Consider the following 21869-nt stretch of genomic DNA (forward strand, 5'->3'; position numbering starts at 1 on the left):
AAAACGCTCTTCTGGCGCTGTTACAATGCTTAATTAGAAACCCCCAACACGAACACCAGAAAAACAAAAAGCCCCTGTAAGAATCCTTACAGGGGCTTTAATTTAAGCTTTAATCTTGGTTCTTAAGTACAAGACTTAAGAAACTTCGATTGGGCCACCGAATGAAGTTACTGGAGGCAGTTTGCCTTGGAACTTCTCGAAGTTAACCAAACATGTGTTTGCTGAAGTCGCTTGAGCAAGTTCAGACGTACCGATGTCTTGAGTTAGTGTGTTTGGATCGCCGTATGTATCTAGCGCACCCACTTTCTCGTTGATCGGGCCGTACCAAGCACCTTCTTCGATACGAACAACACCAGGAGCGTAGCTATCCATTAGAACAGCACCTGCTAGTAGTTGACCACGGTCATTGAACACACGTACTACATCGCCATCTTTGATGCCTTTCTTCTTAGCATCGACTGGGTTGATGTAGATAGGCTCACGGCCTTGTACCGCGTAAGTCGCACGCCACTCTTCAGATTCACACATCTGAGAGTGAAGACGCTTGTCTGGGTGACAAGATTGTAGCCAGTACGGGTGTTTGTCAGAGCCTGGACCACCATGTGAACGTTCAGATTTCTCGAACCACATTGGGTGTTCTTGACAGTGCTCGTAACCCATGTTGCCAACAGTACGGCTTGTGATTTCGATGAAACCAGAAGGTGTACCTAATGCATTGATCTCTGGGTCTTCACGGAATGAAGCGTGGCGAGTCCATGGCTTACCTTTACCGAAGTCTAGGAAACCTTTTTCCCAGAACTCAGCAAACTCAGGCATTTCGAAGCTGCCTTCATTTGAAGCGCGACATTCGTCGTACAGTGATTTAACCCACTGCATTTCGTCCATACCACGCGTGTAATCGTCGTAACGGCCCCAACGCTTAGTTAGGCTAGACATGATCTCGAAGTCAGTCTTAGACTGGAACAGAGGATCCACTAGCTTATGCATTGCGATCAAACCACGGCCAGAGTACGCACCGTAGCCATCAATATCGTTACGTTCCCACTGAGTACATGCTGGAAGCACGATATCAGAGTGACGACAAGTTGCAGTCCAAGCGAAATCAACAGCCACTACAGTTTGTAGACTCTTGAATGCTTTACGCATCTTGTTGCGATCTTGGTGGTGGTGCCACGGGTTGTTACCACTGAATACCATCATCTTAATGTCTGGTAGCGTTACAGTAGAACCGTTCGCTTTGATCTTCTTACCTGGTTCAAGCAAGCTATCAACCCAACGAGCTACTGGAATTACGCGGCTATAACCGTTGTAATCTGTATTCGTGTGTTTAGGTGATTGACCTTGGTCGATGTTCAACGGGAAAGAACCCGGAGCAGCGAAACCAGTTGAAGATACACCGATACCTGAGTAGTGGTGACCGTAAGAGATACCACCGCCCGGAAGACCAATTTGGCCAACCATTGCTGCGATAACTGCACACATCCAGTAAGGCTGTTCACCGTGCTCTTGACGTTGGATACTCCAACCAACAAGAATCTGCGTACGACCGTTAACCAGCATCTTAGCGAATTCACGGATAGAGTCCGCGCTTGCGCCACAGATAGCCGAAGCCCACTCTGGTGTCTTCTCAACTTTATCTTTCGTTTCACCTTGAACGTACTTGATGAAGTCTTCAAAACCTAGACAGTAAGTTTCGATGAACTTCTTGTCGTATAGGTCTTCGTTGTAAAGAACGTGAGCAACACCAAGCATGAACGCCACATCAGTTTGTGGGTTGATGTACATCTGCTCGTTTTCTAGGTAACGGCCTGTTTTGTTTTGAACAGGGTCAACAGAAACAACGTTGATCTCTTTCTTAGCAACTTTCTCTTTCAGCTGTTCTAGGTATGCGAACGACTCGTGAGTCTCACATGTCCAACCTACTTGAAGGTTTTTAACTGGATCGTTACCCCAAAGAACAATGTTGTCACTGTTTTCTAGGATAAGTTCCCAAGATGTACCTTGTGCGTAAACTTCAGTCGAACCTAGCACGTAAGGCATGATCGTTTGACCAGCACCTGTTGAGTAGTCACCGATTTTCTTCACAGAGTAACCGTGAAGTGCCATTGCACGTTGCATGTGGTTAGTACAGCTATGGAACTGACCCGTTTGTCTCCAACCAGTTTGACCTGTGTGAAGCGCCCATGGACCGTAATCTTTCTGTACGCGCTCTAGTTCGCGGTAAACAAGGTCTAGTGCCTCATCCCAAGTCACACGAATAAAGCGGTTGTTACCACGCGTGTCTGCGCTGTATTTATGCTTCTTCAACCAATCTAGGCGAACCATAGGGTAACGCACACGTGATGGACTGTAGATAATACCTTTAATACCTTTCAACATCTCAGTTGGGTGTTGATCGATTTCTAAAGGTTTAATTTCTTGCACTTTACCCGCGTAAACGCGAGCTCGGAATGCACCCCAGTGAGAGCCAGAGACTTTCCACGCGCCGTCTGTTTCTGCAGCAGACGCTGATGCCGACGCCAATAAGCTTGGACCGATAACCGATGCCGCACTTGTAGTAGCGACACCTTTCAGGAAACTTCTTCTTGTAATTGCCATTGTGTTACTCCAATTGACGTCTTATTAGTGATGGCCTTCAGAAAAATCTGATGAGTGCTTCTGTAGATACTTAAGAACAAGTGCTTCTGTATCTGTATCGAAGTTAACGAACGCAATCATACCATCTAGCATGCCTACCCAACCGTTGGCGCTGAAGTGAGCTTCATCTGGCTGTGAGTGACACGTTGAACAGTTAGATTGGTACGCTTGACCCGCTGCGTTCCAGATTGGATCGAAGTTATCAACCATAGACTCTTTCTTCATCCAAAGTGCTAGGTTAACTTCTTCCCATGGAAGGCCAGTAAGCTCATCTTCTTTCTTCTCACCAACAGTGATAACGTCACTTTGAGATACTTCTTTCGTCAAGATTGCAGTCGAGATGTTCATACCGAAGTCTTCTTGGATTACACGTCCGAAGCCTTTCGCTTTACGCCAACCGTCGATTTGAATCTTGATCATATCGCCTTTTTCGTCGATAACCGCAACTTTACTTGCAGGGCTTAGTAGACCCGCTTCAACTGTTGCTGTTTCATCTGTGTACATTGGTAGGTGACGAATAGAGATCACGTCAGAACCATTTGCGTAAGATGTGCTGCTTGCTACATTTTCTAGCTCGCCAACAATACCGCTCGCTGATGCCATATCTAATGGAAGGTTGTGAGCAATACCTTTGTGACAGTCAACACAGCTTTGATCACGCTCTGCCGCGTTCTTCATCTGGATACGCGCTGTTGGGCGCATGTTTTCGAAATCCATTGAATCGTAGTTGTGGCAGTTTTTACACTCTAGAGATTTGTTCGAAGAGAAACGATCCCATTCGTGTTTAGCCAGTTCGATACGACGAGCTTCGAATTTCTCAGGCGTATCTAGGTCACCAAATACTTGAGCGAATACTTCTTTAGATGCTTGCATCTTACGAGCAATTTTTGCTGTCCATTCATGTGGAACGTGACAGTCAGGACAAGTAGCACGTACACCAGAAGTGTTTTTCCAGTGAACCGTTTCTTGTAGTTCTACGTATACGTTGTCACGCATGGTGTGACAGCTTACACAGAACTCTTCTGTATTTGTATGTTCTAGCGCTGTATTAAAACCGCCCCAGAAAATAACACCGGCGATAAAGCCACCCATGGTTAGTACACCAAGACTGATGTGTACTGCTGGGCGAGTCATTGTGCGCCATAATTTAACTAAAAATGATTTCATGTTTAGCTCTCTTAAAAATTAGTTCTAATAAAAATGTGATAGCAAGAGGGCATTACATGCCGCCGTGTGCACCTGGAGGACCTAATACAAACACTTGCAGTGCCCAAACTAGAAAGCCGTAGCCTCCTACAAAAGCCACACTTAATATTGGAAAGAGAACCACTGCAATGAAGAGGAATGACTTCCACTCCAACGAGCGTTTTTCGCCAGTTTCAATTTTATTAACATCACTCATACATTTTGCCTATTTTGTATTTAGTAATTTCGAGTAGCTCATTCTAAGGAGCTAAAGTTCTTGAGTATCTAACAACAAATTTTAGACCATACACAAAGTAGGGTTCAATCAAATCTCCTGTTATATCCCTTGCTAATCAATACTTTTTTGAGGTCATCCAAACTTGTTTTTAGTTAAACAAAGTTATTAAAAAGTATTAACAAATGTGAAGAATTAAGTATATTTCACAAATGTTAAAAACCAACATTTGCGCAACCAAATTGTAACCAATTTTAACGTTTTACCTACTAAGTAGTAGCCAAAAAACCCTCAAATAACCATTATTTTGTACTTTGAATGTTAAATAATTGAGCCTTTTTTGAGTTCGACAGGTCTGACGCTGAAATGCATCATTTGGCACTTTCAGATATGATAGAAGCCTTATTAAAAGGAAGCATTATGCAAGACGTTATTGATATATCTTGGTGGCAATTATTGTTTTTCAGTTCACTTCTCTTGCTGCCAATTGTAATCAACCACAAGCTAAAACTTGGCCTTGGAAAAGAGGCTTCTATCAGCATCATTCGCATGACTGTTCAGCTATTTCTGGTTGGCCTCTACCTAGAATACCTTTTCACTTTGAATAGCTTGTGGGTCAATTTACTGTGGTTATTTACGATGATTATCGTTGGGGCAAGCTCAATTGTTGAAAAGTCCAAGTTACCCCGAAACCTCTTGTTAGTCCCTGTGGCTGTGAGCCTAACGGTAACCTGTGTACCCATTGTCTTGTTCATCTGCTTATTTATCATTAAACCAACACCGGTTTTTAACGCTCAGTACCTTATCCCGATCGCAGGGATGTTATTGGGTAATAGCTTAAGCAGTAATATAGTGGCATTGCAGAACCTGTTTGGTGCTTTTGAAACACAGAAATCAGAATATGAAGCAGCAATCGCGTTAGGCGCGTCTCCTACTTATGCTGCAGCGCCTTTTGTGCGTAATGCTATACAGAAAGCGATGTCTCCTATTATGGCCTCAATGGCAACCACAGGCTTAGTAACGCTACCGGGGATGATGACAGGACAAATCTTAGGGGGAGCTTCACCAATGATCGCAATTAAGTATCAACTAATGATCATGTTGGCTATTTTCGTGATGATGAGTAGTTCATTGGCGCTCGCACTTCACCTTTCTTTAAAGACTTCTTTGACCAAAGAAGGGCGAGTTCTCGCTCAAATACAGCCTTCAAAATAACCTCCCGACTCCTCTTAGATCTGGTTACTCACTGAATTTGATACAGGTTATCCACAGAAATTGTGGATAACCAAATCAATATAGATCCTTTTTTGTCCATTTCGGCTCGAGCAAAGATCATCGCCATTGATCCTTGGGTGATTTCAAAGACATATACACACGAGCAGAACTGCGTTGTTAAGCGTTCAGATGATAATTTAAGAAATCAACGAGTAAGTTTTCCACAAATAAAAAACGGCCTGCAATGCAGGCCGTCTTGTAAATGTCATAAGTCAGTTCAATGTTTTCACTGAGCTTTAACTAATCTTGTCACGCAAGCTTTGTTGATCCGCCATCTTTATCAATCGCGTAAATAAATCAACCAATACCACATGCCAACAAAGATACCGCCGCCAATGATGTTACCGATAGTAACAGGCAGCAAGTTGTTCATCAGAAAGTCCATCATGTTTAGGTCAACATAGTCTGCCGGATTAGCCCCTGTCATTGTCCAGAATTCAGCTGGAGCAAATGTTTTTATACCGATAGCTAAAGGGACTTGGAACATATTCGCAATACAGTGCTCAAAGCCCGATGATACAAACATCGCGACAGGTAAAATCAGTACTGCAATTTTGTCAGTCAATGTTCGTCCACTAAACGTCATCCATACCGCAATACAAACCAATACGTTACACATGATGCCAAGCGCGACCGCTTGGATAAAACCATGGTGCATTTTGTGCTGAGAGATGGCCATCGCATTCAAACCCACTTGCCCATGGTCGAACATGTACTGTTTAGTCAGAAGCATGCATGCCACTAGCAATAAAGCACCAATAAGGTTACCGATATAAACGGTCGCCCAGTTCTTTACTAGGGTTCCCCAGCTAATCTTGCCACTTGCGCGAGCAACAAGAGTGAGCACCGAACTGGTAAACAGTTCGCCGCCAGTAACAACAACGAGGATTAAGCCCAAGCTAAATGCAAGGCCACCTAGGACGCGAGTAATACCCCAAGGTAAATCACCAGCGCCAGTGGTTACAATTGTGTAGAACACAAACGCAATGCCGATATGTATGCCAGCTGAAATCGCTAGGAGAAAAGATTTGGTTGGATCTTTGGTTGCTTTACCTACGCCAATATCTGCAGCGCGCTCAGCCATTTGTGGCGGTAATAATGAGTCAAATTGGTTCAGATTCATGATGATTTACATTTTGAAACATGTTGTCGGGAGCGAGATAATCCTCTCTTTCATTTCTGAATTCAAGAGCTATTTGGGACTCAAAATACCTCCCACAACCTTGTGGAAAGGAAATAGCCCAAGTTATTCAAAATTCATACAACTTTAGTAGTAAAAAGAAAACTATGCTGAATGAAAGGTTATCAACTTAAAAAATGGCACACTTATAAATATCAATAAGTTACGAAAGAAAGCAAAGGAATAACGTACACTATAATGACTCACAGATCGCTGTTGCCTCTAGATTTTGATATAGATCAACAGAACGTAAAAAAGCGCCCTTAGGCGCTTTTAACTGAATCACAAATAAAGAAATTAGTGATGCTAAACCGAAGGTTCAATCACTTCTTCTGATGATTGTTCTAGAGCAGAGCCCTCTAGATTCGATCCAGTACTCAAAGGGATTACATCAGAATCACTTTCATTGGCAACTTTACCACCTAGATTTCTCAAACTGTCCACTAGCTCTTCTAAACTCTTAATATGCGCATCACTCTTGGTAATCTGCTCATCTAGAAGATTGCTATGCTTAGTCGCCTCAGACAATTGTTGCGCCTGCTTCTGATTATCACTCTCTAGCTTAGCGAGTTGTTCAGTCAAAGTTTCAATTTCTGACTTTAATGACGCTGTCATATCTAAGCTTTTTAACGCTTTCACACTCGATACAATTTTCTGAGATTGCTGACGCAACCCAACATCTCGGTAATCTTCATCATTAACTACTTGTGAAATGCTCAACAACTGATTCTCTGCATTCAAAACCGACTGTTCGAATTTGTCGCCTTTTACGCTCGCTAGCACTTTGACTTCATGAGCGACACTGCGCACGTGGTTCAACTCAAACTCCGCAGCGTGGACCGCATCTTCAATGATCGACTTTTCACGAGGACTGGCTTTGACTTGGCTTTCTGCCAAAGCAATTTGAGATGCTGCTTTAGCAAACGTCAGTGGAGCAACGTCATCAAAATCTTCATCTTCCAAGAACTCTAACTCGTCCTTCAATGGTTCGATGTATTTCTTATGTGCCACTTTAACTTCCAATAAGCGAGCATTATTAAGAAACTCCACCTGTGCTTCTTGAGCGTCTTCAAGCTCATCGACCAGCACATACTCAAACAACTCGCTGTATTCTGAATACAAGCGTTTGTAGCTCGAGGTAAACATGGTATCTGCGCCAAGGAACTTGAGGTAATCCATTTGCACAATCGAATCCGCTAGTACTCGGTCAGCCTTCTTCTTTAGCACTAATATCGAGTCATAGTTTGATTTGATCAACGCAATTTTTTCATCAAAAGCTTCAGCGTAAGTCAGGCTCGAAAAAATTGAATAACTCTTGGTGAGCCGAGTTTCGTCTTTCAGTAAATCCGCATAAATGCTTTCAGCGTCGTCCCAAGCGTCTAATAGTTCATTGTAATTCTCTGGAGCATAGAGAGACAACTGAGCGTGGTCTGCGAGCTTAGCCTCCCATTCGGAGTAAACGCTTTGGACAGACTGAAATGAACGGACCTCGATTGTAGATTGGTTATTGTTGTTTGTGGTTTGGTTCGCGTCTGTCTGCTCTGAAGGTGTACTCTGACACCCTGCGATAGCAAATAGCATACTGATCATTAATGCTACTTTGTTCGCTCTCACTTATGCATATCCTTTTTATACAATATTCGCTCAATGCAAATTATTTCTAGTCACAATATATTACAACCGCTTAGCAATAAACATCACTGATGATTTAAGTGGATGCAAATCACCCAATATAACCAAAATAAACTCATCACTCGATGATTAATCAATCAATTTGGTATCACTTATCAATTCTCTTTATTTGCTATTGCCTGAGCCGTGAATGCGCACTAAGGTGAAGGTAGAGAACGTTATGAATATATAGGTTAATTATGAAGTACAACGCTGAAAACATTGCTGATTTAAACCTCCTTCTTCAATTTGATGTAAGTAGTGCCGCTACTGGAATTAAAGTTCATCAAGAGGCAGCTCAAGAAACTCAAGACGCTGTTAAGCGCCTATTCGAAAAGAACCTTTGTACTCAGCCAGACGGCGGTTACCTAACAGATGAAGGTATACAGATGGCAGAGCGCGCAGACAAACTACTTCGCGTACTAAACTAAATCTCCATTGTTCCAGTAAAAACTCCACTCGCCTCGGCCGTGGAGTTTTTTCATTTTTGGGCAAAGGTTTGTTAGGCTTATTGTAAATTCGTCATTTGCAGTTGTGAGGAACACATGGCTTCTATATTTATTGTTGGTGCAGGATGGGTCGGTGCACCTTTATCTAAACATCTAGAAAAACATGGTAACCAAGTGGTGGTCACAAAAACGACCCGAGCGGGTGCAGACACCATTGGTAACAAACGTATCCCATGTGAAGTTTTCAGCTTTGACTCATCGGAGCCTGAGCATACTATCGGCCAACTCTATTCACTGTTACTCGAAAATAATGCAGAGATCGTCATTGGTAGCTTCCCTCCCGGCTTTAGAAAAGGTGCGGGACAAGAATATGCTGAATACTGGCAACAGCTAACCAATGCTTGTCAGAAAGCCAATGTCAAAAAGCTGATCATGGTTAGCTCGACTACGGTCTACCCGACCAAGCCAGGGATCTTATACGAGCAAGATGCCTCATTAGCGATTTCTACGTCGAGCGATGAACAAGCCAACTCATTTTCGGACAATGCACGCGTGATGCTACAAGCAGAACAGTGCATCATTGATTCCGGTATCGACTACACCATCCTTCGCTTCAGTGGGTTAATCGGCCCTAGCCGCCACCCATCTAGGTTTGCAAGTAAATTGAAACAGGTCAGCACTCAAGCTCCTGCCAACATGCTTCATCTTGACGACGCGATTGGCGCGGTCAACTTCGCTATCAACCAACTGCATAACGAAGTGGTTAATGTTACGACCCCGAACACGGTGAGTAAGGCGGAATTTTATGCCGCTGCACTGAAAAGCGCCAACAGCAGTGAGCCGCTGCCCCTCGTGGTCGATACACCAGACAAGCTGATCTCTTCGAAAAAGATTCTCGACTTGGGTTACTCGTTTAAATTTGAATCCACGCTGGACGCTCTTTATGACTAATCAATCCATAGCTAAGCAATCTGTAACAAATAACTCAAGGATTAAGCTACATCGTTCGATCGACATCCTTTGGAACTTCATGTCTATGGGCCACAAGGTTACGCCTTCAGATTGCATCTTTGTGCTGTGCAGTAATGATACTCGTGTCGCTGAATACGCTGCCGAGTTATATCATCAAAAAATTGCTCCATACATCGTTTTTTCTGGTGGTGTGGGACGTTTTACAGAAGGAAGCTTTGAGCGTTCAGAAGCAGAAACTTTCGCTTCTATCGCACAAGATTGTGGTGTACCAGGTTCTGCAATTATCATAGAGAAACACGCAACCAATACTGGGGAAAATGTACGATTCACCCACGAGCTGCTGACTGAGCAAGGGTTGTCACCGAAAAAACTAACCTTAGTACAGAAGCCCTTTATGGAGAAACGCACCTACGCCACGTTTAGTAAACAATGGCCTGAAGAGAGTGTAGAAATTACCGTGACTTCGCAATGGCAAAATTGGGATGATTACTTTAATGAAGAGTTGCCGTTAGACATGGTTTTGGGCGCATTGATTACTGATTATGAACGAATCAAATTCTACCCAGCCCAAGGCTTTCAAATTGAGATGCCAATCCCCGATGACGTTGATCATGCCTATCAAGCCTTGAAGCAGCTTGGCTTCGAATAAATCAAAAGCTCCACTTCGAATAAAGCAAAGGCGCGACTTGGAATAAAGCAAAAACACAGGCTCAATAAACAAAAACGGTGACACTTGGTCACCGTTTTTCGTTTTAGCAAGCTGAACTCTGAGATCGGCTTATTTACCTAACGCTTCTTTGTAGTGCAAACGGCAAGCTGAAACATACTGATCATTCCCGCCAATAGCCACTTGGTCACCTTCAGCAATCGCCACACCGTGCTCGTCGGTACGGATTACCATATTAGCTTTACGGCCACAGTGACAAATGGTTTTAAGCTCAACCAGTTTATCTGCCCAAGATAATAAGTAACGGCTACCTTCAAACAGTTCACCTAAAAAATCAGTACGTAAACCGTAGCAAAGTACAGGGATATGCAGTTTATCGACCACTTCTGTTAACTGGTACACCTGCTCTTTCGACAAGAACTGACACTCATCAATCAAAACGCAATGACGCTTTTCTTCTTCATTGAGTTTTTGGATTGCGTCAAACATATTGGTGTCGTTTTTAAACAGTTGAGCTTCAGATTGAAGACCAATTCGCGAGCTAACTTTACCGATACCATAGCGATCATCTAGCGCTGCAGTAAAGATCACTGGCGTCATGCCACGCTCTTGGTAGTTAAATGAAGATTGAAGAAGCGTTGTCGATTTACCCGCATTCATTGCCGAGTAATAAAAATACATCTGAGCCACAGAAATATTCCTGTTATTTAAAAGTTGAAGATAAAAGCAAAGGTGAAATTAAAGAATTTTTGCTAGAAAAAAGGGCTGAAAATCAGCCCTTTTTATAAGATTTACTTACGACGCCAAGTCGTACCTTCTGGGCCGTCTTCCAGAACAATGCCCAACTCGTTTAGCTTATCACGTGCAAGGTCGGCATTCGCCCAATCTTTCGAAGCACGAGAGTCGTTACGTAGCTTAATCAACGCTTCGATTTCAGCCACTTCGTCATCGTTGCCTGCCGCATCACCTTGCAAGAAAGCCTCTGGATCTTGATGAAGAATACCGATGATGTCTGCTAGTTCACGCATCAATGCACCTAGTGCACTTGCCTTTTCGACACTTTCAGTTTTGATGCGGTTGATTTCACGAGCCATTTCAAACAGTACTGAATAAGCTTCTGGAGTGTTGAAATCATCGTTCATCGCTGTAGAGAAACGAGTCACGTACTCTTCACCACCAGCCGGAGCTGCTGTAACGTCTAGGCCACGAAGTGATGTGTAGAGACGCTCAAGTGATGCACGAGCTTGGTTTAGGTTATCTTCGCTGTAGTTCAGTTGGCTGCGGTAGTGACCAGACATTAGGAAGTAACGTACTGTTTCTGCATCGTAATGCTGAAGCACGTCACGGATAGTGAAGAAGTTACCCAGTGACTTAGACATTTTTTCTCTGTCTACCATCACCATGCCACTGTGCATCCAAGTATTCACATACTGTGTGCCGTGTGCGCAGCAAGATTGTGCGATTTCGTTCTCGTGATGCGGGAACTGTAGATCTGAACCGCCACCGTGGATATCGAAGTGATTGCCAAGAATAGAAGAGTTCATCGCTGAACACTCGATGTGCCAACCCGGACGACCTGGACCCCATGGTGATTCCCACGTAGGTTCACCTGGCTTAGACATCTTCCAAAGAACGAAATCTAACGGACTACGTTTTGCAGAATCAACATCAACACGAGCACCCGCTTGAAGCTGATCAAGGTCTTGCTTTGAAAGCTTACCGTATTCGTCAAATTTCTTAACTTCGAACATCACGTCGCCGTTGCTTGCAACATAAGCAAAACCACGCTCAATTAACTTTTCAACAAGCTCAACGATTTCAGTGATGAATTCAGTCGCACGAGGCTCAACATCAGGGCGCTTCATGTTCAATGCATCGAAGTCCGCGTGCATTTCCCCGATCAGGCGCTCAGTCAGAGAATCACAAGACTCACCGTTTTCATTAGCGCGCTTGATGATTTTATCATCGATATCAGTGATGTTACGAACGAAGTTCAAATCGTAACCAAGGTAACGAAGGTAACGAGTTACTACATCGAAAGAAACAAACGTGCGGCCATGACCAATGTGACAGAGATCGTATATGGTTACCCCACAGACATACATGCCGACTTTGCCAGCTGTAATTGGTTTGAATTCCTCTTTCTGTCTTGTGAGTGTGTTATAAATTTTCAGCATGATCTCTATCTATATTTGTGTATTAATCAAAATAAGAGGTCAAGTATATCAATTCATGCGTTATTAGGTAATCCCCCAAAGCAGTAATTACCTCAAACAACCAAGTTAAGTTAATGATTTGGTGATTTGAAAGTCCGCCAACATGCGCTAGAATTCGAACTTCATATTAAAAAGACAGTAAGGTAACAATCATGATCATCCTTCACACAAATTTTGGTGACATCAAAGTTCAACTTAACGAAGAAAAAGCACCAGAAACAAGCGCAAACTTCCTACAGTATTGCCGTGACGGTTTTTACGACAACACGCTATTCCACCGTGTTATCGATGGTTTCATGGTTCAAGGCGGCGGCATGACTTCTGGCCTTAAAGAAAAAACAACTCGTGCAACTATCAAGAACGAAGCAAACAACGGCCTAGCGAACAAAGTTGGTACGCTAGCAATGGCTCGTACTATGGAACCGCATTCAGCGAGCTCTCAGTTCTTCATCAACGTTAACGACAACTCTTTCCTAAACTTCCGTAGCGAAAGCCTAGACGGTTGGGGCTACTGTGTATTCGCAGAAGTTGTTGAAGGCATGGACATCGTAAACAAGATCAAAGGTGTTAGCACTGGTTCTATGGGTATGCACCAAGATGTACCTCTAGAAGAAGTGATCATCACTGGTACTACAATCGAAGCTTAATTCATCGCTTTCGATTAGGGCGTATTGACCTTTTGAGCTGATTTTTGCAGCGAGTTGCTTGGGATTTATACAAGGCAGAGGCTTTGATGTGTAGCTAGCCTACATAAGAAGCCGATAACGCAGTAGAAATAACCAGCAAACGCTGCCCAAAGGGTTCGGCTAAAAGCGTTTTACTCTTTGTTGAGGGAAATTTGCTTAGAATGACTAGGCTTCCTATCCCTCGCCTCGATTAAAACGCTTTTATCTCGAACAAAATTTAACCGCCAAAGGTCAACACGCCCTAGTATTAATAATTGATGACCCGATAAAATCAGGATATAGGGAGCGAATCGCTCCCTTTTTTTAGACCTATGAAAACATATTTTATATCAGACCTGCACCTTACTCCGTCACGACAAGATATCACTGACTGCTTCTTAACCTTTATGAAGAAAGAAGCCGTAGAAGCTGATTCACTTTACGTGTTAGGCGACCTTTTCGAATTCTGGATTGGTGACGACGATAAGAGTGAGTTCGCGACTTCTATCCGCCAAGCGTTTATCGACTTAGTGAAAACGGGCGTACCTTGCTACTTCACACAAGGTAACCGCGACTTTTTAGTTGGTAAAAAATTTGCCAAGCAAACGGGCGTGCAACTTCTAGATGAAGTATCAACAATCGATATCTACGGACAAAAAGCGGTGGTGTTGCATGGTGATACCCTGTGTACCGAAGATGTAAAATACCTCGCCTTCCGTGAAAAAGTGCATCAACCCTGGCTGCAATGGGTCTTCAACAGAATTCCATTTTTCATCAAGAAGAAAATTGTCTCGAAGGTTCAATCTGACATCAAAGATGACAAGCAGACCAAATCCCTCGACATCATGGATGTGACACAACAGGAAGTGGAAGATGTGATGGAACGAAACAGCGTCGATCTTATGATCCACGGCCATACTCATCGCCCTGACATCCACACCTTTAACGTCAATGATTGCACTAAAACTCGTATCGTATTGGGTGATTGGTATACGCAAGGTTCAGTGCTGGTGTTCACTCCGCAAAGTTTTGAACTACAGAATCGAGAGTTTAGCAACCGCTTTTAACATCACTCTTAAACTTTCACTTTGATTATTATTATCGGTCAGACTTTCATAGAAAGTGTATGGTAATTTCTACTGAATTAGCTATTATCTCTCTACCAGAAATAAACCGAACACAGTACCAAGTTGAAATATTCATACGTAGCGCGTCAACCAATACTCGATACAGACAAGAAAACCATAGGTTACGAGTTGCTATTCAGGGATGGTCCTAAGAACACTTTCCCTGAAGTAGAGCCGGAGCTCGCTACTAGCCGTTTGCTTTCCGATCACTTTTTATCAACTCACTATAATACGTTGGGTGATAAATTGGGGTTCGTGAACTTCCCTTATGCAAGCCTAATCAACTTAGTCCCGACTCTGTTCCCCAAAGAAAGCCTCGTTGTTGAGGTTCTTGAAGACTGCGAACCAACAGACGAACTACTTGAAGCAATAAAAGCTATCTATGACGCGGGTTACACTATCGCGTTAGACGACTTTGTACCAAGCAAAGCATGGAAGCGCTTTTTACCGTACGTTTCAATTATCAAGTTTGATATCCGTTTGATCTCAATCGCGAAAGCTTCGATGTTCATGAACTCTCTCAAAGGGTTGGATATTAAGTTCCTCGCAGAAAAAGTCGAGACTTACGATGAATATCAAGAAGCAAATAGAGCAGGCTTCACCTACTTCCAAGGTTATTTCTTCAGCAAGCCGGAAATGATTCAAACTCGCGCTCTCAACCCTGCGTTTTTGACGATTGTTCAGCTGTTAAAAGAGATTGCGCACGACCCTATCGACTTTGGCGAAGTAGAACGTTTAATTACGCTAGATGTCACGCTGTCTTACAAGTTACTTGCCTACGTGAACTCCGCAGGCGGCTCAGCAACGACCATTCGTTCATTCCGCCAAGCACTTATTTTCCTTGGCGAGCAAAAGCTGCGTAAGTTCGTTTCACTGGTAGCGATTGCCTCAGCGAAAGAAGATAAGCCGGATTCACTCTATGGTTTAGCCGTGTTACGAGCACGTGAGTGTGAACTCTTAGTAGAAAAAATGAATGTAAAGGTAGAACCCGGACAAGCCTTTTTGACCGGTATGTTCTCTCTACTTGATTCACTCTTTGACCAACCGTTACAGCAAGTCTTGGACTCAGTACCAATCGATGAAGAGATCAAGCAAGCTCTGATTCAACGAAAAGGTGTGCTGGGTGCAATTTTGGCGATGGTTATCGCTTATGAGCAAGCTCGATGGGACGAAGCAACGCGCATCCGTAAACTTCTCAAGCTAAGTGAAGCGGAACTTGGTCAAGCTTACGATGAAGCGACTACTTGGGCTCAAGAGCTGTTATCACCTTCGTTGAAATAGTTCACTTCACATTGCTGCTTCAATAGAAACTAAGCTTTGGTGAGCGATCGTTTCTTGGTAAACTCCAACGCATTCATATATGGCCTCTTAATAGAGGCCATTTTTACAGGATCTGACTATGCCTTTATGCCCATGCGGTAGCAAAAATACTTACCAACAATGTTGCGAATCAGCACACCTTAACCACAGTGCAGTTGAAACACCCGAGCAATTAATGCGCTCACGTTATTCTGCACATGTACTTGGTTTAGTTGATTATGTGGTTGCTACTTACCACCCGACTTGTAATGCAGAAGCGCAGAGAGAAGGTATTGCTGAATCCATAGATAGTGATTGGGCGGGTTTAGAAGTCATCGGTACAGCCACAGGTTCACATGAGAACGAAGGCTTTGTTGAGTTTAAAGCTTACTTCAACGATGAGGCTGAGCAGTTCTGTATGCAAGAACGTTCGCGCTTTGTTCGTGAAGACTGTCTTTGGTATTACATTGATGGCACCTTCCCTGAGCAAGAAGAACGATCAGAGCCAGAGATTGACCCGCGTCTAAACCAAACGGTTGAAAGTTTTAAAATCGGCCGCAATGACCCATGTATCTGTGGTAGCGGAAAGAAATATAAGAAGTGCTGCGGGTAAGAGCTGCGTTTAAAATACTAAAATGCTGAAAGAGATTCCTGATCTCGCCTAGGCTCCTCGGAATGACGCAAAGTCAGAGGTTAGAAAAGTGGCGTAGGACTTAGAAATCTTGAAATCTTGAAATCTTGAAATCTTGAAATCTTGAAATCTTGAAAATTAAAAGGCTAAAAAGCTAAAAAGCTAAAAAGCCCCGTAAAAATGGTTGTTTACGGGGCTTTTATCTGTCTTTTACGTGGTTTTTAAAATCTAAAGAGAGCTTACTTATGGCGCTCTTTTAATTTGTTCACCACATCGTTCATCGATAAGCCTTGGTCTTGTAAAAGAACCATCAAGTGATAAATCAAGTCTGCTGATTCACACACTAATTCCGCCTTATCGCCCGACGTCGCCGCAAGCGCGACTTCAACGCCTTCTTCGCCCACTTTTTGCGAAATACGCTTGGTGCCACGGGCATATAAACTGGCAGTATAAGAAGACTCAGGGTCTGCGTCCTTGCGGGCAGCCAGTAGCTGCTCAAGCTGATGAAGCCACACCATCTGTGTTTCTTCTTGCTTGTCGCCATCCCAACACGTTGTTGTACCTGTGTGGCACGTTGGGCCAATGGGATTAACCTTAACCAGCAAGGTATCGTTGTCACAATCCAATGACATGTTTTGCAGTTGTAATACGTTACCCGACGTTTCACCTTTGGTCCAAAGGCGCTCTTTAGTGCGAGAGAAAAACGTCACTTGGCCAGTTTCACCTGTTTTCTCGAGCGCTGCTGGGTTCATGTATCCCATCATCAGCACTTGGCTCGATTGGTAATCTTGAACAATAGCCGGCACTAAGCCATCTACTTTTTCCCAATCAATACGCTCTGACAATGCGCCTACTTCTGTTTTTGATAAGCTTACGGGTTCAAAACTCATAGTCGCACCTCTACATCTTGTTGTTTCAAATACTGTTTAAGTTCACCAATATTGATGACTTGCTTGTGGAATACCGAAGCCGCAAGTGCTCCGTCCACGTTGGTTTTTTTATAGGCTTCAGCAAAGTGCTCCATCGCACCAGCGCCACCTGATGCAATCAGGGGTACATTACACACTGAACGTACCATGTTTAACTGGTCGATATCATAGCCGTTGCGAACGCCATCTTGGTTCATCATGTTTAACACAATCTCACCTGCACCACGTTTCTGTACTTCCTGCACCCAATCTTTGGTTTCCCACTTGGTTGCTTTGGTACGCGCTTCATCGCCTGTGAATTGGTAAACCTGATATTTACCCGTCTCTTTATCGAAGTATGAATCGATACCGACAACGATACACTGCACACCAAACTTATCAGCTAGGTCAGTGATCAGCTGTGGGTTAGCCAATGCAGGCGAGTTGATGGATACTTTATCTGCACCAAACTCAAGAATACGCGCTGCATCTTCCGCGGACTTAAGACCACCAGCCACACAGAAAGGAATATCAATCACTTCTGCTACGCGTTTTACCCAGCTTTTATCGACCACACGGCCATCACTTGATGCGGTAATATCGTAAAATACTAATTCATCAGCGCCCTCTTCTGCGTAGCGTTGTGCTAGCGGTACGATGTCACCAATAATTTCGTGGTTGCGGAATTGAACGCCCTTAACCACTTGCCCATCACGGACATCCAAACAGGGGATTATTCGCTTTGCCAAGGCGCTTCTCTCTCCTTCTTTAACTACTTGATTTTCTTTATTTTTACTCAAACTCTCTAATTCCCTTTAAAATTATTTTTCATCACATTTTCAACACTTCATATAAACTCAAGTAGATATAATGAGACTTTATGCAATACATATTCATGCGATGAGTAATTATTCACACCACTCTAGGGCTTTGATTGACTAAGCATATAGCAGTTTAAGCTTGGTTTCTATTATAAATAATACTGCTCAACATGCTCTATTTTTGGATCGTTGAATCGCGCCAATCCAGGATTTTGAATGACAGCAAGTGGGATAAAATGATGGCTGCACTAATTGATGATGCCGAAGATTATGCAACTAAAGAAAGGGGTGAGTAGTAACTTTAGATTGAACATCATCTAAAGCTTCAGCGGCAGAACTTGACAAAGAGGACTCGGATAAGCTTCAAAAATATTGTGTTGTTCGCAAAAAGCAACGTCAACAATACTAGGGCGTGTTGATCTTTCGAGCTGATTTTTGCAGCGAGTTGCTGGGCATTTATACAAGACAGGGGCGTCGATGTGTAGCTAGCCTACATGAGAAGCCGATAACGTAGTAAAAATGACCAGCAAACGCTGCCCGAAGGGTTCGGCTAAAAGCGTTTTACTCTTTGTTGAGGGAGATTTACTTAGAATGACTAGGCTACTTCCCCCTCGTCGCGATTAAAACGCTTTTATCTCGAACCACGAAAGGTCAACACGCCCTAAGTCCTAACCATCATCCAGAGGGCTCACAGCCCTCTTTCAGAGCAATTCACCTCATTTTTCTGATTCATTTAGGCTCAGCCGCAATTTTTTTCTGAAAAAATCATACCAAATTATATTGCGATTCTGACTCAATAATAATCACTCACTGATTTACTCTGAAAATATTAGGTTATTGAATCCGATATATTTATTTTTAAGAATATACTCGAAATTTATTATTATTCAATTTATCTAACTTCCCATTCCACTCTGAATCAATAATAATATTTTAAAAAAGATGCAAGTATAATAAATAATAAGTGTGAAGTCAGTTGATTATTAAAAATATTAGTTTTAATATATATAAGTACCGAGAACATTAAGTACGGCTCTTTAAAAATATATAAAAACAAATGTAAGTGTCAATATTTCAGCGCACACATGCACTGCAATTAAAATAATACAAGGGACACATAACTTGAATAAGCAAAAGAGTGTTTATTCTTATTTTTAAAGCTAAAAAGAGTAGCAAGCTGGAGTTTCAGAGGATACGTAACTTCGTTACTACCCCTTCAACTGCTTGAACTCCGTTGGCTCTTTAAAATTCGCTTCGCAATTTTCGCTGGCTGGTCGATTCACGACCAAAATGGCATCTTCGATGCCAAAATCGACTTTATTTGGGTTTCGTATCCCTAGCTTGGCAACACCAGTGCCTTATTTGGCAACACTGATGCCTCAAATGGCAACAACAGTGCCAAGCACAAAAAATCAACTCACTACCAAAAAAAATAATAATAATGGTACAACTATGAAAAACAATAACGAATATAAAGAAAGCAAAAACAAAGGTGGCGCACCTAAAAAAGAAGCCCACCTTAAACAAAGCAAAGATCTACGATGCAAAATCACTAATGCTCAAAACGACGCTATAGTGAGAGCATACAAAGATGCTGGGTATAAGTATAAATCAGACTATGTTCGAGACTGCGTCTTTAGTGCAATTAAGCCTAAAGCAATAATCACTAAAACATCGCTAGAATTTCTTAAAAGCTCACGAAGTTATTTCAGCAACTTCAATCAATTGATGCACTCTTTACATCGGGGAGAACAGCTGAATGGGCACATGAAAGTATTCGTTGAAGACACAGTAAGTCTTCGAGATGAAATCAGGGGGCTTCGCGAGGAAATTAAAGGCGACATAAGCACCGACACCATAATCTCACTCGCCATCAATAATCTTTCACTTGATGAAGTTAAAGAAGTAGTGAATGGCTATAAGCTTAAGAACAGCAAAGCGAGAGGTGATGCATGATTGGATTTGAATGCAAACCGAAAGAGTCTGTTCAGACTGCAAAAGACGTCATCCAAATGATGCGTTATGTGTCTAAAGCGGGTAAATGCGGCATGGAGGCCGCCGTTCCACTGGAAGTCGTAGATGACACTGAGCTAAACGCAGAGCAGATGCTTCTATATAGCGCAAACTCCAAGGAGGGCTCTGTAAGCGAGTTCATCACTTCAAATGAAATGAGATCAGCAGACGATATGATATTTAGACCCAACGCGACCGTTGAAAACTGGGACGATGTCATCGAGGAGCTAATTGAAGTTAGCAGCAGAAACGACAGATGCAAGCGCCCTCTCAAGCACTGGGTGCTCTCAAACCCAGAGGGCGAAGACTTAGCTAATCACCAATGGGCAAAAGTTGCAGAGCAATTTATGACAGGTCTCGGATACGAAAACTGCAAGTGGATTTGTTTTAAGCACGCGAAAGAGTCAAACCCACACATCCACCTCATCATCAGCCGAATCGACACGATGACAAACAAAGTCATCCCAGATTGGAAAGAACATGAGCGCTCCTTCCCATTAATTCGACAGATAGAGAAAGACTTCAAGCTAACTCGTCTAGCGAGTCCAGGCGACCTTCTAAAGCCAGAGCGACAACCTGATGGCACTTATGAAATGGTTCCTAATAACAGTGAACAAGGTGATCGCAGAAGGCCACATGTGAACGACATCATCAGGCGATTGAATGTTGTACATGACCAATTCCTCACGGAAACCCAATTAAAACCCTCTCTGTCCGAATGGATGCTAGCACTACGAGAAGCCAGTATCGGCGTTCAGTTTACATACTCTAAAGATGGCGCAATCAAAGGCATCTCATACAGAATCAAAACTCAATGCGGTGAGAACTTTATCTGTTCAGCCTCAAAACTAGGAAAGCAAAGCAAGTTTGGATTCAAAAAAATCAAGGACAGACTGTCTCATATCACCGATGAGCAACTTAGTATTGCGAAAGAAATATCAGCTCGTGAAACCAGGATGAGAGATGATGAAGAAAAGGACATCATCGCATTCAAGAAGCTTGATGACATAAGATTGTTGGGCAAAAAGGTTTACGATGTTCAAGTCAAGATGGACGAACTTCATTTCTCCAAACATATTCTCAAAATCCTGCGTAAGAAACGAAACTTTAGAGCTCATCGAAAAGATGGAGTTTTTATTGTCAGTCGTCGATTTGCAGTCAAAAATCTCGAAGAAACACCGAGAATGACAGGCCCCGAGTATCGTGCTTATCTTGAGCTAAAATGGGCCGAGATGTTTATCGATATGATTCTAGAATTTTTCGGATTTCGTACTGTTGAAGTGCAGCCACCTGCATTTGATATTAAGTTTGCAGAAGCACTTCTTAACGGTGAATACCAAAATCTTTTTGGCTTTACTAATAATCAAGAATATCTCCCTGATGGTCGTAAAAACGAAGATATAGAAGTCATCGACCTCGAAGAACACTTGCGTAAAAAAGTCAGTTCAGGAGGTACTACGCGAGTTCGAACTATTACAAATGATCTGACTCCCTCCCTATAAGAAAAACGCCCCCTGCTCACAGGGGGCGATGAATCACCGAGTTACCTTTATAATACGCTTTTCGCAGTCGCTCTACTATTAAGCTTCTCCCAAAGCACCAGGGCAGGTAGTAGCGCGGGTGGAGGGGCTTTTTCAACTCGACTAATCCCTCTTCTTACCTGAAAGTTAGTGTAACTCAATTAGAGCTTGCAAACAAACCCGCCACCCTCTCTGGGCGGCTTTTTTCATGTCTTTCACCCTCATAGCTCCACAACTAACTGTAAACAAACAAATAAGGTTGCACTCAATCACCCTAGAACTTGCATTATATTATTTGTTAGATAGATTCTAAAAATTAATATTAAACCAACATTTAACCTAACTTGAATAATATATATTTACCTCTATATTTTTATTTTTCATAATATATTAAATCA

General features: G+C 42.8%; 19 protein-coding genes. 10 read left to right on the top strand and 9 right to left on the bottom strand.

What is annotated here, in order from left to right:
• Positions 1 to 135: 135 nt before the first annotated feature.
• The 3 genes from torA to torE are packed head-to-tail and all read right to left on the bottom strand — an operon-like array spanning position 136 to position 4039.
• The gene (gene torA / locus AC3CHU_RS10250; RefSeq protein WP_488524477.1) at positions 136 to 2598 is read right to left on the bottom strand and encodes a trimethylamine-N-oxide reductase TorA; all 2463 of its coding nucleotides are present in this window, start codon (positions 2596 to 2598) and stop codon (positions 136 to 138) included.
• 24 nt (positions 2599 to 2622) lie between these two features.
• Positions 2623 to 3804 carry a pentaheme c-type cytochrome TorC gene (torC, locus tag AC3CHU_RS10255; protein ID WP_004734592.1) on the bottom strand — a complete coding sequence of 394 codons (1182 nt, stop codon included), beginning with the start codon at positions 3802 to 3804 and terminating at the stop codon, positions 2623 to 2625.
• A gap of 52 nt (positions 3805 to 3856) precedes the next feature.
• Positions 3857 to 4039 (bottom strand): trimethylamine N-oxide reductase system protein TorE, encoded by a 183-nt coding sequence (torE, locus tag AC3CHU_RS10260; RefSeq protein WP_004734591.1) that lies wholly within the window; start codon positions 4037 to 4039, stop codon positions 3857 to 3859.
• 438 nt (positions 4040 to 4477) lie between these two features.
• On the opposite strand from torE, the gene AC3CHU_RS10265 reads away from it, so the two are divergent.
• Positions 4478 to 5272, top strand: a complete 795-nt coding sequence (locus tag AC3CHU_RS10265) for an ABC transporter permease (RefSeq protein WP_488524478.1) — start codon at positions 4478 to 4480, stop codon at positions 5270 to 5272.
• Between the two features lie 340 nt (positions 5273 to 5612).
• Here AC3CHU_RS10265 and focA read toward each other — a convergent pair whose 3' ends face one another.
• Complete coding sequence (gene focA, locus AC3CHU_RS10270; protein ID WP_488524479.1) at positions 5613 to 6455, bottom strand: formate transporter FocA; 843 nt, start codon at positions 6453 to 6455, stop codon at positions 5613 to 5615.
• A 363-nt stretch (positions 6456 to 6818) separates the two neighbouring features.
• Complete coding sequence (locus tag AC3CHU_RS10275) at positions 6819 to 8126, bottom strand: ATPase (protein WP_114633233.1); 1308 nt, start codon at positions 8124 to 8126, stop codon at positions 6819 to 6821.
• Positions 8127 to 8383: 257 nt separating this feature from the next.
• Between AC3CHU_RS10275 and AC3CHU_RS10280 the strand changes: the two genes are divergently transcribed.
• The 3 genes from AC3CHU_RS10280 to AC3CHU_RS10290 all read left to right on the top strand — a co-directional run bounded on the left by AC3CHU_RS10280 (position 8384) and on the right by AC3CHU_RS10290 (position 10253).
• Positions 8384 to 8614, top strand: coding sequence for a TIGR02647 family protein (locus AC3CHU_RS10280; RefSeq protein WP_004734587.1), 231 nt, complete (start codon positions 8384 to 8386; stop codon positions 8612 to 8614).
• 114 nt (positions 8615 to 8728) lie between these two features.
• Positions 8729 to 9583: an NAD(P)H-binding protein gene (locus tag AC3CHU_RS10285; protein ID WP_171307778.1), complete on the top strand. Its 855-nt coding sequence runs from the start codon at positions 8729 to 8731 to the stop codon at positions 9581 to 9583.
• Positions 9576 to 10253 carry a YdcF family protein gene (locus AC3CHU_RS10290; RefSeq protein ID WP_488524480.1) on the top strand — a complete coding sequence of 226 codons (678 nt, stop codon included), beginning with the start codon at positions 9576 to 9578 and terminating at the stop codon, positions 10251 to 10253. The genes AC3CHU_RS10285 and AC3CHU_RS10290 overlap by 8 nt, the downstream gene beginning before the upstream one ends.
• 129 nt (positions 10254 to 10382) lie before the next feature.
• Here AC3CHU_RS10290 and AC3CHU_RS10295 read toward each other — a convergent pair whose 3' ends face one another.
• Both AC3CHU_RS10295 and cysS read right to left on the bottom strand, forming a co-directional pair.
• Positions 10383 to 10961 (bottom strand): thymidine kinase, encoded by a 579-nt coding sequence (locus AC3CHU_RS10295; protein WP_004734584.1) that lies wholly within the window; start codon positions 10959 to 10961, stop codon positions 10383 to 10385.
• A 101-nt stretch (positions 10962 to 11062) separates the two neighbouring features.
• Positions 11063 to 12448, bottom strand: a complete 1386-nt coding sequence (gene cysS, locus AC3CHU_RS10300; protein ID WP_004734583.1) for a cysteine--tRNA ligase — start codon at positions 12446 to 12448, stop codon at positions 11063 to 11065.
• Between the two features lie 191 nt (positions 12449 to 12639).
• Here cysS and AC3CHU_RS10305 point away from each other — a divergent pair, with 191 nt between their 5' ends.
• From AC3CHU_RS10305 to AC3CHU_RS10320, 4 genes are all read left to right on the top strand, one after another.
• Positions 12640 to 13134 carry a peptidylprolyl isomerase gene (locus AC3CHU_RS10305; protein WP_004734582.1) on the top strand — a complete coding sequence of 165 codons (495 nt, stop codon included), beginning with the start codon at positions 12640 to 12642 and terminating at the stop codon, positions 13132 to 13134.
• Between the two features lie 350 nt (positions 13135 to 13484).
• Positions 13485 to 14219: a UDP-2,3-diacylglucosamine diphosphatase gene (gene lpxH / locus AC3CHU_RS10310; protein ID WP_488524481.1), complete on the top strand. Its 735-nt coding sequence runs from the start codon at positions 13485 to 13487 to the stop codon at positions 14217 to 14219.
• Between the two features lie 123 nt (positions 14220 to 14342).
• On the top strand, positions 14343 to 15560 hold the full coding sequence (locus AC3CHU_RS10315; RefSeq protein ID WP_017093549.1) for an EAL and HDOD domain-containing protein: 1218 nt from the start codon (positions 14343 to 14345) through the stop codon (positions 15558 to 15560).
• A 118-nt stretch (positions 15561 to 15678) separates the two neighbouring features.
• Complete coding sequence (locus AC3CHU_RS10320) at positions 15679 to 16191, top strand: YchJ family protein (protein WP_372244309.1); 513 nt, start codon at positions 15679 to 15681, stop codon at positions 16189 to 16191.
• Positions 16192 to 16448: 257 nt separating this feature from the next.
• Here the strand turns inward: AC3CHU_RS10320 and hisIE are convergent, their stop codons facing one another.
• Positions 16449 to 17099, bottom strand: a complete 651-nt coding sequence (gene hisIE / locus AC3CHU_RS10325) for a bifunctional phosphoribosyl-AMP cyclohydrolase/phosphoribosyl-ATP diphosphatase HisIE (protein ID WP_004734578.1) — start codon at positions 17097 to 17099, stop codon at positions 16449 to 16451.
• The gene (gene hisF / locus AC3CHU_RS10330) at positions 17096 to 17866 is read right to left on the bottom strand and encodes an imidazole glycerol phosphate synthase subunit HisF (RefSeq protein ID WP_488524482.1); all 771 of its coding nucleotides are present in this window, start codon (positions 17864 to 17866) and stop codon (positions 17096 to 17098) included. The genes hisIE and hisF overlap by 4 nt, the downstream gene beginning before the upstream one ends.
• A gap of 1374 nt (positions 17867 to 19240) precedes the next feature.
• On the opposite strand from hisF, the gene AC3CHU_RS10335 reads away from it, so the two are divergent.
• Together AC3CHU_RS10335 and AC3CHU_RS10340 are read left to right on the top strand one after the other, a co-directional pair.
• Positions 19241 to 19894: a hypothetical protein gene (locus AC3CHU_RS10335; protein ID WP_488524483.1), complete on the top strand. Its 654-nt coding sequence runs from the start codon at positions 19241 to 19243 to the stop codon at positions 19892 to 19894.
• Complete coding sequence (locus AC3CHU_RS10340) at positions 19891 to 21453, top strand: relaxase/mobilization nuclease domain-containing protein (protein ID WP_488524484.1); 1563 nt, start codon at positions 19891 to 19893, stop codon at positions 21451 to 21453. The genes AC3CHU_RS10335 and AC3CHU_RS10340 overlap by 4 nt, the downstream gene beginning before the upstream one ends.
• Positions 21454 to 21869 lie beyond the last annotated feature (416 nt).

Source organism: Vibrio sp. QJM3NY_39 (assembly GCF_057785895.1).

Excerpts from the sequence above, each read along its gene's own strand:
- torC (WP_004734592.1), bottom strand. The coding sequence starts at position 3,804 with ATGAAATCATTTTTAGTTAAATTATGGCGCACAATGACTCGCCCAGCA.
- cysS (WP_004734583.1), bottom strand. The coding sequence starts at position 12,448 with ATGCTGAAAATTTATAACACACTCACAAGACAGAAAGAGGAATTCAAA.
- lpxH (WP_488524481.1), top strand. The coding sequence starts at position 13,485 with ATGAAAACATATTTTATATCAGACCTGCACCTTACTCCGTCACGACAA.
- AC3CHU_RS10290 (WP_488524480.1), top strand. The coding sequence starts at position 9,576 with ATGACTAATCAATCCATAGCTAAGCAATCTGTAACAAATAACTCAAGG.
- torA (WP_488524477.1), bottom strand. The coding sequence starts at position 2,598 with ATGGCAATTACAAGAAGAAGTTTCCTGAAAGGTGTCGCTACTACAAGT.
- AC3CHU_RS10265 (WP_488524478.1), top strand. The coding sequence starts at position 4,478 with ATGCAAGACGTTATTGATATATCTTGGTGGCAATTATTGTTTTTCAGT.
- focA (WP_488524479.1), bottom strand. The coding sequence starts at position 6,455 with ATGAATCTGAACCAATTTGACTCATTATTACCGCCACAAATGGCTGAG.
- AC3CHU_RS10305 (WP_004734582.1), top strand. The coding sequence starts at position 12,640 with ATGATCATCCTTCACACAAATTTTGGTGACATCAAAGTTCAACTTAAC.
- AC3CHU_RS10335 (WP_488524483.1), top strand. The coding sequence starts at position 19,241 with ATGCCAAAATCGACTTTATTTGGGTTTCGTATCCCTAGCTTGGCAACA.
- hisIE (WP_004734578.1), bottom strand. The coding sequence starts at position 17,099 with ATGAGTTTTGAACCCGTAAGCTTATCAAAAACAGAAGTAGGCGCATTG.
- AC3CHU_RS10280 (WP_004734587.1), top strand. The coding sequence starts at position 8,384 with ATGAAGTACAACGCTGAAAACATTGCTGATTTAAACCTCCTTCTTCAA.
- torE (WP_004734591.1), bottom strand. The coding sequence starts at position 4,039 with ATGAGTGATGTTAATAAAATTGAAACTGGCGAAAAACGCTCGTTGGAG.
- AC3CHU_RS10285 (WP_171307778.1), top strand. The coding sequence starts at position 8,729 with ATGGCTTCTATATTTATTGTTGGTGCAGGATGGGTCGGTGCACCTTTA.
- AC3CHU_RS10340 (WP_488524484.1), top strand. The coding sequence starts at position 19,891 with ATGATTGGATTTGAATGCAAACCGAAAGAGTCTGTTCAGACTGCAAAA.
- AC3CHU_RS10320 (WP_372244309.1), top strand. The coding sequence starts at position 15,679 with ATGCCTTTATGCCCATGCGGTAGCAAAAATACTTACCAACAATGTTGC.